The organism is Streptomyces sp. NPDC034111 (assembly GCF_055575375.1).
Window position 1 is genome coordinate 43842 of sequence record NZ_JBVIST010000007.1, and the last position, 13539, is coordinate 57380.

15 protein-coding genes are annotated in these 13539 nt (G+C 72.0%); 7 read left to right on the forward strand and 8 right to left on the reverse strand.

What is annotated here, in order from left to right:
• Nucleotides 1-115: 115 nt before the first annotated feature.
• A complete protein-coding gene (locus ACZ55A_RS18425; protein WP_468840975.1) occupies nt 116-760 on the forward strand; it encodes a hypothetical protein in 645 nt (214 codons plus the stop codon).
• A 163-nt stretch (nt 761-923) separates the two neighbouring features.
• Here ACZ55A_RS18425 and ACZ55A_RS18430 read toward each other — a convergent pair whose 3' ends face one another.
• From ACZ55A_RS18430 to ACZ55A_RS18440, 3 genes are read right to left on the reverse strand one after another with little or no spacing between them, the layout of a single operon-like run.
• Nucleotides 924-2084: an Mrp/NBP35 family ATP-binding protein gene (locus ACZ55A_RS18430; protein ID WP_468840977.1), complete on the reverse strand. Its 1161-nt coding sequence runs from the start codon at nt 2082-2084 to the stop codon at nt 924-926.
• A 42-nt stretch (nt 2085-2126) separates the two neighbouring features.
• Nucleotides 2127-2705, reverse strand: a complete 579-nt coding sequence (locus ACZ55A_RS18435; RefSeq protein WP_468840979.1) for a DUF1003 domain-containing protein — start codon at nt 2703-2705, stop codon at nt 2127-2129.
• On the reverse strand, nt 2695-3999 hold the full coding sequence (locus ACZ55A_RS18440; RefSeq protein ID WP_468840981.1) for a magnesium transporter MgtE N-terminal domain-containing protein: 1305 nt from the start codon (nt 3997-3999) through the stop codon (nt 2695-2697). Before ACZ55A_RS18440 ends, ACZ55A_RS18435 begins: the two co-directional genes overlap by 11 nt.
• Nucleotides 4000-4195: 196 nt before the next feature.
• Between ACZ55A_RS18440 and ACZ55A_RS18445 the strand changes: the two genes are divergently transcribed.
• Nucleotides 4196-4972 carry a hypothetical protein gene (locus tag ACZ55A_RS18445; RefSeq protein ID WP_468840982.1) on the forward strand — a complete coding sequence of 259 codons (777 nt, stop codon included), beginning with the start codon at nt 4196-4198 and terminating at the stop codon, nt 4970-4972.
• Between the two features lie 34 nt (nt 4973-5006).
• Here the strand turns inward: ACZ55A_RS18445 and ACZ55A_RS18450 are convergent, their stop codons facing one another.
• Together ACZ55A_RS18450 and ACZ55A_RS18455 are read right to left on the reverse strand one after the other, a co-directional pair.
• The gene (locus ACZ55A_RS18450; RefSeq protein WP_468840983.1) at nt 5007-5549 is read right to left on the reverse strand and encodes a hypothetical protein; all 543 of its coding nucleotides are present in this window, start codon (nt 5547-5549) and stop codon (nt 5007-5009) included.
• A 100-nt stretch (nt 5550-5649) separates the two neighbouring features.
• The gene (locus ACZ55A_RS18455; protein ID WP_468840985.1) at nt 5650-6777 is read right to left on the reverse strand and encodes a magnesium and cobalt transport protein CorA; all 1128 of its coding nucleotides are present in this window, start codon (nt 6775-6777) and stop codon (nt 5650-5652) included.
• 488 nt (nt 6778-7265) lie between these two features.
• Between ACZ55A_RS18455 and ACZ55A_RS18460 the strand changes: the two genes are divergently transcribed.
• From ACZ55A_RS18460 to ACZ55A_RS18475, 4 genes are all read left to right on the forward strand, one after another.
• Entirely contained in the window at nt 7266-7850 is a 585-nt protein-coding gene (locus ACZ55A_RS18460; protein WP_468840987.1) for a suppressor of fused domain protein, read from the forward strand.
• 321 nt (nt 7851-8171) lie between these two features.
• Nucleotides 8172-8810, forward strand: a complete 639-nt coding sequence (locus tag ACZ55A_RS18465; protein ID WP_468840989.1) for a DUF6758 family protein — start codon at nt 8172-8174, stop codon at nt 8808-8810.
• 202 nt (nt 8811-9012) lie between these two features.
• Nucleotides 9013-9864, forward strand: a complete 852-nt coding sequence (locus tag ACZ55A_RS18470) for a PHP domain-containing protein (RefSeq protein ID WP_468840991.1) — start codon at nt 9013-9015, stop codon at nt 9862-9864.
• 89 nt (nt 9865-9953) lie between these two features.
• Complete coding sequence (locus ACZ55A_RS18475) at nt 9954-10559, forward strand: MarC family protein (RefSeq protein ID WP_468840993.1); 606 nt, start codon at nt 9954-9956, stop codon at nt 10557-10559.
• Nucleotides 10560-10650: 91 nt separating this feature from the next.
• Here ACZ55A_RS18475 and ACZ55A_RS18480 read toward each other — a convergent pair whose 3' ends face one another.
• Entirely contained in the window at nt 10651-10803 is a 153-nt protein-coding gene (locus ACZ55A_RS18480) for a hypothetical protein (RefSeq protein ID WP_468840995.1), read from the reverse strand.
• Between the two features lie 202 nt (nt 10804-11005).
• On the opposite strand from ACZ55A_RS18480, the gene ACZ55A_RS18485 reads away from it, so the two are divergent.
• Nucleotides 11006-11932, forward strand: coding sequence for an NYN domain-containing protein (locus tag ACZ55A_RS18485; RefSeq protein ID WP_468840997.1), 927 nt, complete (start codon nt 11006-11008; stop codon nt 11930-11932).
• 31 nt (nt 11933-11963) lie between these two features.
• Here the strand turns inward: ACZ55A_RS18485 and ACZ55A_RS18490 are convergent, their stop codons facing one another.
• A complete protein-coding gene (locus ACZ55A_RS18490) occupies nt 11964-12437 on the reverse strand; it encodes an SRPBCC family protein (protein ID WP_468840999.1) in 474 nt (157 codons plus the stop codon).
• 151 nt (nt 12438-12588) lie between these two features.
• A complete protein-coding gene (locus tag ACZ55A_RS18495) occupies nt 12589-13455 on the reverse strand; it encodes an alpha/beta fold hydrolase (RefSeq protein WP_468841001.1) in 867 nt (288 codons plus the stop codon).
• Nucleotides 13456-13539 lie beyond the last annotated feature (84 nt).

Below are 13539 nucleotides of genomic sequence, written 5' to 3' on the forward strand. Positions count from 1 at the left end.
CTCCGGTATGACCGGCTGTATTGACGCTTATAGCTATGCTCCGGGTGTCCGGGGTTTGGTCGCCTGAGGGGGGCGGGCCGCCCACGACGCAGGGCAACAAGGAGGCTCCGCGCAGATGGAGACGACGAGTCGGACAGCGGAACAACAGGCGCCCGCCGCGGTCGGCGGGAAGGTCGACGGCTATCTGCTGGCTGCGTTCCCGTGGTACGGCCTCGACGAGGCGTTCACCGGCCCGCGCTGGTTGATGCAGGTCGGCGCCGGTGCGGACGGCACCGTCGAGCACGGCGCCACCGGGCACGGCGAAGTGCCCACCATCAAGGTGGAATCGCCGCAGGACGAGCGGTTCGCGGTCGTGGTGACCGTCGCCAGCCGCCCCGTACGGCGCAGCGCCGACGGCACCGGCGTACTGGAGGCCACCTCGGTCTCGACGGCCGCCTGGCTGGCCGGCTCGGGGCTGCTCGCCCGGACCTGGCCCACCCAGATGGACCGCACGCTGCGCCAGGACTGGCTGGACCAGCAGACGATGCTCGCCTGGGAGCTGGCCGACGACCTCGGCGGCGGGAGCTGGAGCGAGCTGATGCTGCCGGTCGACGGGGTGCCGACCTCGTTCGCCTACCGCGAGTCCGAGTACGGCTGGGTCCTGGCGGGCTCGTCCCCCGAGGGCCCCGAGGGGGTCCACATCGGCGCGTACGGGCGTGGGATGAGCGCCTATGGCCTTGGCTTTGCGGTCGTCAAGGACATCACGGCGTACGCCGGCTGACCGGCGCTGACGGCCGGTGCGAGTGGTCAGCGCGCCGGCAGCACGTACCAGCCTCGGTTTTGCGGTCGTCAAGGACATCACCGCGTACGCCGGCTGAGTACGCCGGCGCATGCGGAAGGGGGCGGGCCGCACGGCTCGCCCCCTTCTGTCACCGCGTGTGGGCTCAGAACTTGTTGCGCGGGGTGATCCCCAGCGACATCCCCGACAGGCCGCGCTGCCGGCCGCCCAGCTTGCCGGCGATCGTGCGGATCGCCGAGCCGGCGGGGGAGTCCGGGTCGGTCAGCACGACCGGCTTGCCCTCGTCGCCGCCCTCGCGGAGGCGGACGTCGATCGGGATGGCGCCGAGCACCGGCACCTGGGTGCCGGTGGTCTTCGTCAGGCCCTCGGCGACCCGCTCACCGCCGCCGGTGCCGAAGACGTCGACCATCTCGTCGCAGTGCGGGCAGGGCAGCCCGGACATGTTCTCGACCACGCCGACGATCTTCTGGTGGGTCTGCACGGCGATCGAACCGGCCCGCTCGGCGACCTCGGCGGCGGCCTGCTGCGGGGTGGTGACCACCAGGATCTCGGCGTTCGGCACCAGCTGCGCCACGGAGATCGCGATGTCGCCCGTGCCCGGCGGCAGGTCCAGCAGCAGGACGTCGAGGTCGCCCCAGTAGACGTCGGCGAGGAACTGCTGGAGCGCGCGGTGCAGCATCGGGCCGCGCCAGACGACCGGGGCGTTGCCCGGGGTGAACATGCCGATCGAGATGACCTTCACGCCGTTCGCCGACGGCGGCATGATCATGTTCTCGACCTGGGTGGGGCGGCCGTCCGCGCCGAGCATCCGGGGCACCGAGTGGCCGTAGATGTCGGCGTCCACGACACCGACCTTCAGGCCGTCGGCCGCCATCGCCGCGGCGAGGTTGACCGTCACCGACGACTTGCCGACGCCGCCCTTGCCGGAGGCGACGGCGTAGACCCGGGTCAGCGAGCCGGGCTGGGCGAACGGCACCTCGCGCTCGGCGGTGCCGCCGCGCAGCGAGGCCGCCAGCTCCTTGCGCTGGGCGTCGCTCATCACTTCCAGGTCGACCTGGACGCCGGTGACGCCCTCGACCCGGGCGACCGCGTCCCGCACGCTGTTGGTGATCGTCTCGCGCATCGGGCAGCCGGAGACGGTGAGGTAGACCACGACCGCCACCGCGCCGTCCGCCGCGATGTCCACCGATTTGACCATCCCCAGGTCGGTGATGGGGCGGTGGATCTCGGGGTCGTTCACCGTCGCGAGCGCGGCGCGGACCGCGTCCTCGCTGGGCGCGGAGCCTTGGGGCATGTCGGTAGCCATGACCCGATGGTACGGCTCATGAGGCGGCCTCCGGAAAGGCCGTCAGCGGTCGCGTTCATCACTCTCCGACTCGACCAGCTGCCGCAGCTCCAGATCCCGCAGCAGGTCCTCCAGCTCGGAGCGGATCCAGTCGCGGGTGGCGACCTCGCCCAGGCCCAGCCGCAGCGCCGCGATCTCCCGGGTCAGGTACTCGGTGTCGGCGATGGAGCGTTCGTTCTGCTTGCGGTCCTGCTCCTGGGTGATCCGGTCCCGGTCGGCCTGGCGGTTCTGCGCCAGCAGGATCAGCGGCGCCGCGTACGAGGCCTGAAGGGACAGCGCCAGGGTCAGGAAGATGAACGGGTACCGGTCGAACCGCCAGGTGCCGGGCGCGGCGACGTTCCAGGTGATCCACACGATGACGGCGACGGTCATCCAGACGATGAAGCGGCCGGTCCCCAGGAAACGGGCGATCTTCTCCGAGAGCCGCCCGAACGCCTCGGGGTCGTACTCCGGAAGGAACGTACGGCGCGGTGCGCGCGGTACGTCCAGGCGCACCCGGCGCCGGTCGGTGGCGCCCCGCCGCAGCGCCGAGGAGCCGTTCGCCCGGGTGCGTTCCCTGCTCTCCCGCTCGTCAGCGCCCATCGGGGGCCTTCCCCAGGCGCCCGGCACCGGCCAGCCCGGCGCCGTCGCCGTGCAGCTCGGCCTCCCGCCAGTCCTCCGGCAGCAGATGGTCCAGTACGTCGTCGACGGTGACCGCGCCCAGCAGGGCACCGCTCTCGTCGACGACCGGTGCGGCCACCATGTTGTACGCGGCCAGATAGCTGGCGACCTCGGTCAGCGGGGTGTCCGGCGGCAGCGGCGGCAGGTCGGTGTCGGCGATCGAGCTGACGAGGGTGAACGGCGGGTCCCGCAGCAGCCGCTGGAAGTGCACCAGGCCCAGGTACTTGCCGGTGGGCGTCTCGTCCGGCGGCCGGCAGACGTACACCTGGGCGGCGAGCGCGGGGGAGAGGTCCGGGTCGCGGACCCGGGCGAGCGCCTCCGCGACGGTCGCGCCCGGGCGCAGCACGATCGGATCGGTGGTCATCAGTCCGCCCGCGGTGCGCTCCTCGTACGCCATCAGCCGCCGCACATCCGCGGCCTCCTCCGGCCGCATCAGCGCCAGCAGCCGCTCCTTCTCCTCCTCCGGCAGCTCGGAGAGCAGGTCGGCGGCGTCGTCCGGGTCCATCGCCTCCAGGACGTCGGCGGCCCGCTCCTCCTTCAGCTTGCCGAGGATCTCGATCTGGTCGTCCTCCGGCAGCTCCTCCAGGACGTCGGCGAGCCGGTCGTCGTCGAGCGCCGCGGCGACCTCGGCGCGGCGTTTGGCGGAGAGGTGGTGCAGGACGCCGGCGAGGTCGGCCGGGCGCAGCTGCTCGAAGGTGGCCAGCAGGCTCTCCGCGCCCTGGCCGTGCTCCTCCAGCGAGAAGCCGGTCACCGCCGACCACTCCACGGTCAGCGCCTCACCCTTGCGGCGCAGCGCCCCGCCCTTGCCCTTACGGACGAAGACCTTCTCGATCTCCCAGTCGCGGCGGGCCGGCAGCTGGGTGATGCCGATGTCGAGGACGGTGACCTCCTCGCCGGTCTCCACCAGCTTGACCCGGCGGTCGAGCAGTTCGCCGAGCACCAGGGTCTCGGACGTCCGCTGCTCGAAGCGGCGCATGTTGATCACGCCGGTGATGACGATCTGGCCGGACTCCACACCGGTGACCCGGGTCATGGGCACGAAGATCCGGCGCCGGCTGATCACTTCGACGACCAACCCGAGCAACCGCGGCGGGCGCGCCCCGACCCGGAGCAGCGCGACGAGGTCCCGCAGCCGGCCGACCGGGTCGCCGTTGGGGTCGAAGACGGCGCTGCCGGAGAGATGGGAGACAAAGACCCGGGGAGTCACCACTGCCATGCAGAGCGCCACCCTTTCGCCCGTTCGACCAGAAATAAGGCATTAATTCGGGTTCAGGCTAACGCGCCCGGGTCCCCGCCGCCCCGGTGGCGGAGGCCGTAGGGTGACCGCCACGCACCCCGCCGAGGACCCCGAACGACCCAGGTACGCTGCCGTACTGCTGTCGAGGTCACCCGCATCAGGAGGCAGAGCCGACGTGAGCGCAATCCCCCCGGGGGCCGGCCCCCGACCCCTGGCCGGAGCCCGCCGTACGGCCCGGGCCGCGCTGCTGGGGGCGGCCTGGGTGAGCCTGGCCGCGGCGCTCGCGGGCTGCGGCGGCGAACCGGACCCGGACGCCGGCACCAACGGTGTGGGGAAGCTGCCCGCCGCGAAGATCCAGGCCAAGGCGCGGGCCGCCGCCCAGCAGGCCGACACGGTGCACCTGTCCGGCAATGTCGTCAGCCAGGGCCGTACGTACAAGCTCGACATGAGCCTGGCGAAGGACGGCGCCAAGGGCGAGCTGACCACCAAGGCGGCCGCCTTCCAGCTGCTGCGGGTCGGCGATGCGCTCTATCTGAAGGCGGACACGGCGTTCTGGGCCGGGGAGAAGAGCGGGGCGCACGGCCGGGCCGCGGCGCAGAAGCTCGGCGGCAAGTATGTGAAGGTGCCCGCCGCCGACCCGGTCTACAAGCGCTTCAGCGGCTTCACCGACAAGGACACCCTGCTCGCCGGCCTGCTCGGGCTGCACGGCAAGCTGACGACCGGTGACCGCAGCGACCTCGACGGCACCCGCACCATCCGGCTCACCGCCGCCGCCGGCGCCGGCGGCACCCTGGACGTCTCACTGGAGGGCACGCCCTACCCGCTGCGGCTTCAGCGCGCCGGCGGTGCGGGCGTGCTCCGGCTCGCCGAATGGGGCAAGCGCGTGAACCTCGAGGCGCCGTCCAAGGAACAGGTCGTCGATTACGGCAGCAAGATCTCCGGCGCCCGCTGAGCGCACCGCCGTCGACCGGCCGGCCGCCGGCCGGTCAGCCCTTACGGCCCCGGCGCAGCAGCTTCGGCAGTGCGGCCGGCGCCGGCCGCCGGGTGATCGCGGGGGAGGCCAGCGGCGGCTCGGCGTGCGAGTCCTCCGGCATCCGGCCGGGCCGCTGGACGGCTTCGTCACCCGCCGGCTCCAGCCGCAGCACCCGGCACTCGCGCGCCCAGCGCTCGGTGATCGTGTCCGCGTCCGGTGCGTTGAGCCGCTTGCCCTTCAGCTCCTCGACCGTGGCCCGCCAGGCCTCGCTCTCCGGCGCCGGCTCGACGACCCTGGCCCGCCAGGCGACCAGCCGGCCGCCCTTGTCCTTGCTGCGTACGGTGACCGTCGCGGTGCCGCCGTCGGCCAGCCCGAGGTCCGCCAGCGGCTGCTCACCGGCGCCGCCCCCCACGAGGCACGCGGCGCCGTCGTGCCACACATGCCACAGCGCACGGGCCGGGCCCGTCGTCCCCCGCACCCAGATGAGGCCGGACTTCTTGGTGGCCTCTTCGATGAGCGCCCGATCCTGTAGGGCCTGCGACACGGTCTCCGTCATGTGTCTCAGCCTAATGGGGCCACCCGACCGCTCCCGGGTCCGCCCAGGCGCTGAGACACCCGGCCCCTACGCCTCGGCCGCGGCCTGCTGCGCTTCCCGCTCAGAGCCACCCGTTGCGCTTGAAGCCGCGGTGGATGCCGAAGCAGATCGCGACCGTGACGATCAGTACCGCCGGATAGCCGTACTTCCACTTCAGCTCGGGCATGTAGGTGAAGTTCATGCCGTAGATTCCGGCGATCATCGTGGGGACGGCGAAGATCGCCGCCCAGGCGGTGATCTTGCGCATGTCCTCGTTCTGCGCGACCGCCGCCTGCGAGAGGTTTGCCTGAAGGATGGAGTTGAGCAGGTCGTCGAAGGACAGCACCTGCTCGTTGACGCGTGCCAGGTGGTCGGCGACGTCCCGGAAGTACTTCTGGATGTCGGAGTCGACCAGCCGCATCGGCCGCTCGCTCAGCAGCTGCATCGGCCGCAGCAGCGGAGAGACCGCGCGCTTGAACTCCAGTACCTCGCGCTTGAGTTGGTAGATCCGCCCGGCGTCGCCGCCCTTCGTGACGCCCTTGGCGGGGTTGCCCCGGCCGTTGCTGCCCGAGCTGAAGACCTCGGTCTCGACCTCGTCGATGTCGTCCTGGACCGCACCGGCCACCGCCATGTAGCCGTCGACGACCTGGTCGGCGATGGCGTGCAGTACCGCGGACGGCCCCTTGGCCAGCAGCTCCGGGTCGTCCTGGAGCCGGTGCCGCAGTGCGCGCAGCGAACCCTGACCGCCGTGCCGCACGGTCACGATGAAGTCCCGGCCGGTGAAGCACATCACCTCGCCGGTCTCCACCACCTCACTGGTCGCGGTCAGCTCGGTGTGCTCGACGTAGTGCACCGTCTTGAAGACGGTGAACAGGGTCTCGTCGTAGCGCTCCAGCTTGGGCCGCTGATGGGCGTGCACCGCGTCCTCGACGGCGAGCGGGTGCAGCCCGAACTCCTTGGCGATACCGGCGAATTCGGCCTCGGTCGGCTCGTGCAGACCGATCCAGGCGAAGCCGCCGTCGGCCCGGACCCCGGCCATCGCCTCGGCGGGCGTGACATGGTCGCTCACCCGGCGGCCCTCGCGGTAGACACCGCAGTCGACGATGGCGCTGTTCGCGCAGGCCGGGGCGGTGCCGTCGTAGGGGTACGGGGAGTCGTCGCGGCGCCGGGACGGGCGGACGGCGGCGCGCAGGTCGCGGATCATCGACATGGCAGGCTCCTTCACGGGCCGGCCGTCAGCTGCGGGCGCGGGGCAACGCGGCCCGGAACGTGGACGTACCAGCTTCGTCGGCGGTACGTCCGCAAAGCGGGCGGCGCTCGATGCGCAGCAGCAGTGACGGCAGTTCGCAGAGACACGGAACAAAGAGTCGAAGGCGCTCTTCCGTCATCTACATCCGGCGCGAAGGCACTTCCCTGGTTTCGCCGCTCTGCGGCGGGGTACGGAAGCTCTCGATCAGGAGATGCACTGCGCGAGGGGGATGACGGGAGAACTATCGGTACTGCACGGTCGACTCGGATCCACCGCAGCCCCACCTCCTCCGGCCGGTCCCCGCTGGGGGACGACGTCATTCCCTGACCAGACGGCAAGGCTATCAGCCGCCCGTCGCGTTACGGCGCCGCTTTGCCTGTTCCATACGAAGGATGGGGCACCGCGACGCCACGCCGAGGGCCGTGGCCGGCCGACCGTATGCTCGCCGCATGTCTGACGTTCTTGAGCTGGTCGAAGCCCGGTTGCGTACGAGTCTGGGCGAGCCGGACGCACGCGCCGCCGTCACGTTCCTCGGTACCGACCGTATCGAGGTGCTCCGCTTCGTGGACAACGGGGTGCTCCGCTACGCCACGCTCGGGATGTCCGCCCAGCCGATGGCCGACCCCACACAGGTGGTGGCCGACCCGCTGCGCGGACCGCGCGCCGAACTGGTGCTGTCCGTGCGCGGGGGTCGCGCGGAGACCGACAAGGTGCTCAGGCCGCTCGCGGTGCTCGCCGCATCCCCGCAGGTCGAAGGGGTGATCGTGGCACCGGGCGCCTCGCTGGACGTGGGCGAACCGCTGTGGCCAGGGGCGGCCTTCACCTCCGTCCTGGTCGCCGAGCCGGGCGGGCTGGTCGAGGACCTGGAGCTGGCCGAGCCCATGGAGCCGGTGCGCTTCCTGCCCCTGTTGCCGATGACGCCCAACGAGGCCGCCTGGAAGCGGGTGCACGGCGCCGAGGCCCTTCAGGAGCGCTGGCTGCGGCACGGCACGGACCTGCGCGACCCGCTGCGTAGCGGCGTACCGCTGGACTGAGCGACTGACGGGGAGGGCCGCCGGGTCCGCAACCGGGCCCGGAACGGCCGCAGTTGGCGAGGACGGAGCCCCTGTCCCATGCCCGTGAAGGCCATGACCGAGGCGCCGGGCCGGGGTCGCCGGACGACACCCGTCGAGAGCGTTGACGTCTGCACATATTAAATTAGCCGCCCTAATTGATGCGAGGGACAACTATTTGTGGGGCGGGGTGGTCCGGGGTGGTGTGCGTGGCCAATTGCGGCCCCCGGTACGTGATTCCGGGCACACCGGTCGAGTGATCGTCCTTGACGCGGCGGCGGCGCTGGAGGACCGTTGGTCCTTATGAGGGGCGAACCCAGTTGTCCGAAGTGCGGAGGCCGGGTGCGGGCGCCCGGTCTCTTCTCCGACACCTGGCAGTGCGCCGTGCACGGCACCGTGCATCCACTCCAGCCGGTCGTCCCGCCGAGCGTCGAGGCGCTCGGCGTTGTCGTGCACCGTGCACAGGTGCCCGTATGGATGCCCTGGCCGCTGCCGGTGGGGTGGCTGTTCACCGGGGTGGCGTGCGCGGGCGACGAGCGCAGCGGCGGCCGGGCGACCGCGGTGGCCTGCTCGGGCCCCGGACCGCTCGGCGGACCCGGTGAACTCCTGCTGATCGCCGAGGAACTGGGCGTCGGGCTGGGGGCGCGCTACGCCGGTATCGACGGCCCCGACCCCGGCCCTTCCATGTGCGTGGACAAACCGGCGCACGGCAAGGTGCTCGCCGCGGGACGGCCGACCGCGCTGTGGAACGTCGAGGGCGCGCCCGCCGACCGCGCGGTCTTCGCGGGTGAGGCGCGCGGACTGTGGCTGTGGGCGATCGCCTGGCCCGAGCAGTCCGGGCTGCTGATGTACGACGAGCTGGTGCTGACGGATCTGCGCGAGGCGGGCGCCGAGGTGGATCTGCTGCCGTGCGGGGCGCTCTCGCCGCGGATCCTGGGCTGACCGCTCCGGGGGCGGCGCCGTTTCGTATACCGGGCGGGCTGTCCGTATGCCGGGCGGCGGGGCGGCCACCGTCCGGCCGCCCGTTATCCTTCTGAGGTCCCCTTGGGGTGCGGCCGCACGCGTACCCGCGCCGGAGTTCGTCCCGGCCCGGTCCCGTGCCCGTGTCCCGTCCGTCCGTCCGCAGCAGTCTGGAGTCCGTGTCGTGCGCATCGATCTGCACACCCACTCCACGGCGTCCGACGGTACGGACACCCCCGCCGAGCTGGTGCGCCATGCGGCGGCCGCCGGGCTGGACGTGGTCGCGCTGACCGACCACGACACCGTCGGCGGGCACGCCGAGGCGCGCGCCGCGCTGCCCGAGGGGCTGACGCTGGTCACCGGCGCCGAACTCTCCTGCCGCATCGACGGGGTGAGCCTCCATATGCTCGCCTACCTCTTCGACCCCGAGGAGCCGGAACTCGCCCGCGAGCGGGAGCTGGTGCGCGACGACCGGGAGCCGCGCGCCCGCGCCATGGTCGGCAAGCTGCGCGACCTCGGGATGCCCGTCACCTGGGAGCAGGTCGCGCGGATCGCCGGGGACGGCGCCGTCGGACGGCCCCACATCGCCACCGCCCTCATGGAGCTGGGCGTGGTCGGCTCGGTCAACGAGGCCTTCGAGTCGCTGCTCTCCAGCCACGGCCCGGCCTATGTGGAGAAGCACGAGCTCGACCCGTTCGAGGCGGTCCGGCTGGTCAAGGCCGCGGGCGGGGTCACCGTCTTCGCGCACCCGCTGGCCGTCAAGCGCGGCCGGTGCGTACCGGAGAGCGCGATAGCCGAGCTCGCCGCCGCCGGCCTCGACGGCATCGAGGTCGACCACATGGACCACGACGCACCGACCCGTGCGCGGCTGCGCGCCATGGCGGCCGACCTCGGGCTGCTGACCACCGGCTCCAGCGACTACCACGGCAGCCGCAAGACCTGCCGCCTCGGCGAGTACACCACCGACCCCGAGATCTACGGCGAGATCGTGCGCCGCGCGACCGGCGCCTTCCCCGTTCCCGGCGCGGGCGGCTGAGGGCCGCTCTCCCCTCCCCCTACGGGCCCGCGCCCGCCGCGCCGGCCTGTCCTCAGCTCGTCCGTACCACCTCTCGCAAGGCCTTCACCGTGTTCGACATCGCCGTCTTCAGTACCCTCTTTGTCACCCTTTTTGTGATCATGGACCCCCCGGGCATCACCCCGATCTTCCTCGCCCTGACCTCCGGCCGCCCGGCCAAGGTGCAGCGCCGGATGGCGTGGCAGGCGGCCGCCGTCGCCTTCTGCGTCATCGCCCTCTTCGGCCTCTTCGGCCGGCAGATCCTGGGCCGGCTGCACATCTCCACGCCCGCGCTGATGATCGCGGGCGGGCTGCTGCTCCTGCTCGTCGCGCTGGACCTGCTCACCGGGAAGTCGGAGGAGCCGACCCAGACCAAGGACGTCAATGTGGCGCTGGTGCCGCTGGGTATGCCGCTGCTGGCCGGGCCCGGCGCGATCGTCTCCGTGATCCTCGCGGTGCAGCATGCGCACGGCTTCGCGGCGCAGCTCTCGGTCTGGGCGGCGATCGCGGCGATCCATGTGGTGCTGTACCTGGTGATGCGGTTCTCGCTGGTGATCATCCGGGTGATCAAGGACGGCGGGGTGGTCCTGGTGACGCGGCTGGCGGGCATGATGCTCTCCGCGCTGGCCGTGCAGCAGATCATCAACGGTGTGCTCCAGGTGATCCAGGGGGCCTGAGTCCGCTCCGTCCGCCCGGCACAACGGCAGCGCCCCCGTACGACGTGTTCGTACGGGGGCGCCGCGGTGTCGGTATCACCAGGCGTCGGGCTTAACGGGCGACGGTGTCGGCCGGGCGGATGTAGATGCGCTGGCCTATGGCGGCGGCCTGCTGCACGATCCGGTTGACGGAGGCGGCGTCCACGACGGTGCTGTCCACGGCGGTGCCGTCGACATCGTCGAGGCGCATGATCTGGAAGCGCAAGGGCTTCTCCCTTCGTCTGATCCTCCTGCGGAGAACTGAGTGGTGTGGAAATGCGTGGCTTCGCTGCCAGGCGTTCCGTATGGGTACAACAACCCCCTACTCTCGATCATTCCCTACGCTAAAGAAAATTTTTGACCGCCTAAGTACTACCGGGGGAGCGCGCTTGTGCCCGCGGAGCGGGCGCCCGGACAATGGGACCCGTATGAACGACGTCCGGCCCACCGGCCCCACCGACCTCGCCGCGCTCGCCGCCGGGATCGAGCGCACCAACGAGCTGCTCACCCGGGTGCTCGCCGAGGTCGCCACCACCCCGTCCACCCATGCGGCCTTCGTGGACGCGGGCTATGTCTATGCCGCGGCGGGGAAGCTCGTCGCCGGCACCGAGGACCGCAAGGGCTTCGACCTGGACGCCGAAGGGATCATCGAGGCCTTCATCGACAAGGCCCGGATGATCTTCCCGGACAGCCGGCTGCTGCGCGTCTACTGGTACGACGGCGCCCGCCGCCGCATCCACACCCAGGAACAGCAGCGGATCGCCGAGCTGCCCGACGTGAAGGTCAGGCTCGGCAACCTCAACGCCAACAACCAGCAGAAGGGCGTCGACTCCCTGATCCGCTCGGACCTGGAATCGCTGGCCCGCCACCGCGCGATCACCGATGCGGTGCTGATCGGCGGCGACGAGGACCTGGTCTCCGCCGTCGAGGCGGCGCAGGGCTACGGCGCGCGGGTGCATCTGTGGGGCATCGAGGCCCCGGGCGGCCGCAACCAGGCCGAGCCGCTGCTGTGGGAGGTCGACAGCGCCCGCATCTTCGACCTGGACTTCTGCAAGCCGTACGTCACCCGCAAAACCGGCGTCGAACTCTTCGACCAGGCGGCGGGCGAGGGCCCGGCGCCCAGCCGCGAGGAGGTCCGCTTCGTCGGCGCCCGGGTCGCCGCGCAGTGGCTGTCGGAGCGCGGCCGCGAGTGGGTCGCTGACCTCCTCCCCGGCCACCCGTATCTGCCCGGCACCGTCGACCAGGAACTGCTGACCGCCGCGGAGGCGCTGCTGCGGCACTCCCTGCGCAGCCACGCCGATCTGCGCCGGGTGCTGAGGGACGGCTTCTGGGACCACGTACAGGGGCAGTACTGAGGGGCGGCCCCTAGGGGGGGTGTCTTCCCGGTCAGGCCCGGGCCAGGAGCTCCGCGAGCCGGTCGAAGAAGCCCGACCAGCCCGCCTGCGCCTGCTCGTACTGCTCGGAGCTGAGATTGCCGCCGAGCTGACGGAACGCCATCTGCGTCCGGTCCCCGAGATCGGTCAGGGTGACCCGGACCAGCTCGCCCTCCGCCCCGCGCGGCGCCGCGTCGTCCTTGAGCGTGAACTCCAGCCGCTCGGGCGGCACGACCTCGCGGTAGACACCGGAGAACGGCAGCTCGCCGCCGTCCGGGGTCTGCATCACCAGGCCCCAGACCCCGCCGGGCCGCACGTCCATCGTCATCCGGTCGGCCGGCACCGCCAGCTCCCCGCCGAACCAGTACGCGAAGTGCTCGGGCCGGGTCCAGGCCTCGAAGACCAGTTCACGACGGGCGTCGAAGGTCCGGGTGAGCGCGATGCCGTGCGGGTCGTCCTGGGGAGCGTCCTGGGGATTGCCGGTCATGAGCGAGCCCTTCGTACGAAGCCGGTGCCGGCCGGCCGCCGGTGGCCGCCCGCCACCTTCGATGCTCGCCGAACCGCCCCCTGCTGTCGCGATGACACCGCCCGCCCGGCCGAACCCGTAAGGGAAGCGGCACCTCCGCGGACGGGCCCGACTAGTCCACCCCGCTCCAGAACCCGGTCAGCGCCTCGGCCGTCTTCTCCGGGCGCTCGGCGTTGGGGGAGTGCTCGGCTCCCTCGATGACCGTACGGCGGGCGGACAGCCGCTCGGCCATGGCGTCCATCCACGGCACCGGCCAGGCGTAGTCGACGGCGCCGGAGACGACATGGGTGGGCAGTCCCGTACGGGCCAGCTCCGCCACCCGGTCGGGCTCCTCCAGCATCTGACGGCCGGTCGCGATCAGCTGCTCGGGGACGGTGTTCAGCCAACGGCGGTGCAGGAACGCGCCGATCTCGGGCGGCGTCGCGGCGTCCGCCGCCTCCGGGGGATCCAGCTCGCGCATCGCCCGCCAGACGCTCTCCATGTCGAGGGTGCGCAGCGCCTCGATCAGCATCCGCACCCGGGCCTGCTGGGCCGCCTCGATGGCCGCGGGCCCGGAGCTGAGCACGGTGAGCGAACGGAACGGGGCCGCGTCGAGCAGCACCGCGGCCCGGGTGATCAGACCGCCCAGCGAGTGCCCCAGCAGATGCAGCGGACCGCTGTCCCGCTCCCGTACGGCCCGCGCCTGCGCCAGTACGTCGAGGGCCAACTCCCGTTGTGCATAAGCCTGTTCCTCGCGTGGTCCGGCCGATTCGTACTGGCCGCGGCCGTCCACCGCGACCGCCCGGAAACCGGCCGCGGCGAGCGGTGCCAGCAAGGCGACGAAGTCCTCCTTGCTGCCGGTGAATCCGGGCACCAGCAGTGCGGTGCCGATCGGCGCGCCGTCGGGGCGGGCGTCGTGCACGGCGAAGGCGCCGCGCTCGGTGTCGAGGAGGTACGCACGGGCGCACGGGGGCAGCGTGAGGATGGGCGGCCTGCTCATGGACCGAGGTTATCCGGGCCGGGCGGCAAAACCGGGCCGGGACGCCGACGACCCGGCACCCGCACGGGGCGGGGCCGGGTCGTC